General features: G+C 77.4%; 2 protein-coding genes. Both read left to right on the top strand.

Translation table 11 applies throughout. The annotated features are described in order from the left end of the window. On the top strand, positions 1-1,865 hold a 1,865-nt coding region (locus tag A2U95_RS26505; protein WP_166027575.1), incomplete at its 5' end, for a YfjP family GTPase. A 102-nt stretch (positions 1,866-1,967) separates the two neighbouring features. Further along, positions 1,968-2,412, top strand: a 445-nt coding sequence (locus A2U95_RS26500; protein WP_166027573.1) for a single-stranded DNA-binding protein, incomplete at its 3' end; no start/stop codon positions are given.

Genomic DNA, 2,412 nt, shown 5'->3' with positions numbered 1-2,412 from the left:
TGGAGGGACCCGCCGCCCACCGCGCCGGCGCGCCCCCGGCCGGGGGAACGCGGGGCGAGGACCGCCCGGGCGTCCGCAGGGGCGCCGCCGCCCACGGCCTCCCCGGCCCCACCGGGTCCCTGGTACGACGGGCCGGGCCGGCGAACCCGCCGTCCGCCGCCGTCCGCCGGGTGTCCGCCGCCTCCGCCTCCACCCCGCAGTCCGCGGCCGACACCGTCTACGGGGGCCGGCTCCGCGCCCGCCTGGCGGCGCTGCAGGAGCTGATCGGCATGTCGAGGGCGCGGGTCGACAGCCGCACCCTGGCCGAGGCGGGGCAGGTCCTCGACCGTGCCGCCGAGCGCGGGTCGCTCTCCGGCCGCCACACCGTCGTCGCCATCGCCGGGGCCAGCGGCAGCGGGAAGTCGCAGCTGTTCAACGCCCTGGCCGGGATCGCCATCTCGGAGACCGGGGTCCGCCGTCCCACCACCGCCGCCGCGCTGACCTGCAGCTGGAGCGACGGGGCCGCCCCGCTGATCGACCGCCTCGGCGTCCCCGGCCGCCTGCGCCGCCGCCCGCTGCAGAACCCGCAGGACGAGGAGCGGTTCGACGGCCTGGTCCTGGTCGACCTGCCCGACCACGACTCGGCCGCCGTCCAGCACCGCGAGCAGGTGGACCGGCTGCTGAAACTGGTCGACGCGGTGATCTGGGTCGTCGACCCGGAGAAGTACGCCGACGCGGTGCTCCACGAGCGGTACCTGCGGCCGATGGCCGGGCACGCCGAGGTGACCTTCGTGGTGCTCAACCAGATCGACCGGCTGTCCGGCGAGGCCGCCGACCAGGTCCTCGACGACCTGCGGCGGCTGCTCGACGAGGACGGCATCGCGCTCAGCGAGCACGGCGAGCCCGGCGCGACCGTGCTGGCGCTGTCCGCCCTCACCGGGGAGGGCGTGGACGACCTGAAGGACGCGCTCGGCCGGTTCGTGCGGGAGAGGGGCGCCGCCGCCCGGCGGATCGCCGCCGACGTGGACGCCGCCGCGGCCCGCCTGCGGTCCGTCTACACCACGGGGGTGCGGGCCGGACTGAGCGAGGAGGCGCGGGACGAGTTCGCCGACGGACTGGCGGCCGCCGTCGGCTCCCGGGCCGCCGGCGAGGCCGCCGAACGCGCCTGGAGGCGCGGCGCGAACCAGGCCTGCGGCACGCCGTGGCTGCGGTTGTGGCGCTGGTACCAGGGGCGGCGGGCGCCGCTCACCACCCGGCGGTTCGTCCTGGCCCAGCCCGCCGACGACGAGACCACCGCACGGCAGCGGGTGGAACAGGCGGTGCGCACGGTGACCGAGCGGGCCTGCCAGGGGATGCCCGAGCCCTGGGCGCAGGCGGTGCGGGAGGCCGCGCTGCGCGGTGCCGAGGGACTGCCCGAGGAACTCGACGAGCTGTCCCGGCGGGCGGCGCTGCCCGGCAGGCCGCCGCGGCCGTTCTGGTGGCCGGCGGCGGTCCTGGCGCAGGCGGCCATGACACTGGTGCAGATCGTCGGCGGACTCTGGCTGACGGGGCAGATCGTGGGGGTGTTCGAGGCCGAGCTGGGCGTTCCGGTGCTGCTGATGGTGATCGGCATCGTCGGCGGCCCGGTGATCGAATGGGCCTGCCGTGCGGCGGCGCGGGGGCCCGCGCGGCGCCACGGGCTGGAGGCCGAGCTGCGGCTGCGGGAGGCCGCGGAGGAGTGCGGCCGGGTCCGGGTGCTGGAGCCCATCGCCGAGGAGGTGGCCCGCCACCGCGAGGTGCGTGAGCAGTACGGCGTGGTCAGCGGCGTCGTACCGGTGGGCGGGGGCTCCCTCGGCGGCGCCCGTTCACCCTCACGGGTGGGGCAGTTGTCCACAACCACCCTCTGAACCCACAGCCCCCGGCGGGCCCGCCCGATCCGCCGCACCCTGGAAGCGGCCGGACGGGACGGGCCCGTCGGCGCTTTCACGGGTGTGACGGAGGGACGTGCGATGAACGAGACGGTGGTCTGCGCGATCGGCAACGTGGCGACGCAGCCGGTGCACCGGGAGGACGACCGGGGCCATGTCGCCCGCTTCAGGCTGGCGGCGACGCCCCGCTACTGGGACCGCGACAAGGCGATGTGGGTGGACGGCCACACCAACTTCTTCACGGTGTGGACCCGCCGCTCCCTCGCGGCGAACGTGGCCGCCTCGCTGTCGGTGGGGGATCCGGTGGTGGTCCACGGCAGGCTGAAGGTACGGGCCGACGCCCGGGACGGCCAGGCCCGCACCGACGTGGACATCGAGGCGGCGGCCGTGGGGCACGACCTGGCGCGCGGCACCTCGGCGTTCCGCCGGAACACCAGGGGCGGGGCGGGCGCGACGGAACCGGGCGGCGCCGGCGCCGGGGCGGTCCGGCAGGCCGCGGGGGCGGCCGTGCGGACCCGGCCGGGCG

Source organism: Streptomyces chilikensis, from assembly GCF_001642695.1.
GTDB classification, from domain to species: domain Bacteria; phylum Actinomycetota; class Actinomycetes; order Streptomycetales; family Streptomycetaceae; genus Streptomyces; species Streptomyces chilikensis.
The sequence above is the reverse complement of the archived record's forward strand: the minus strand, read 5'-3'. Positions and strand labels throughout refer to the sequence as shown.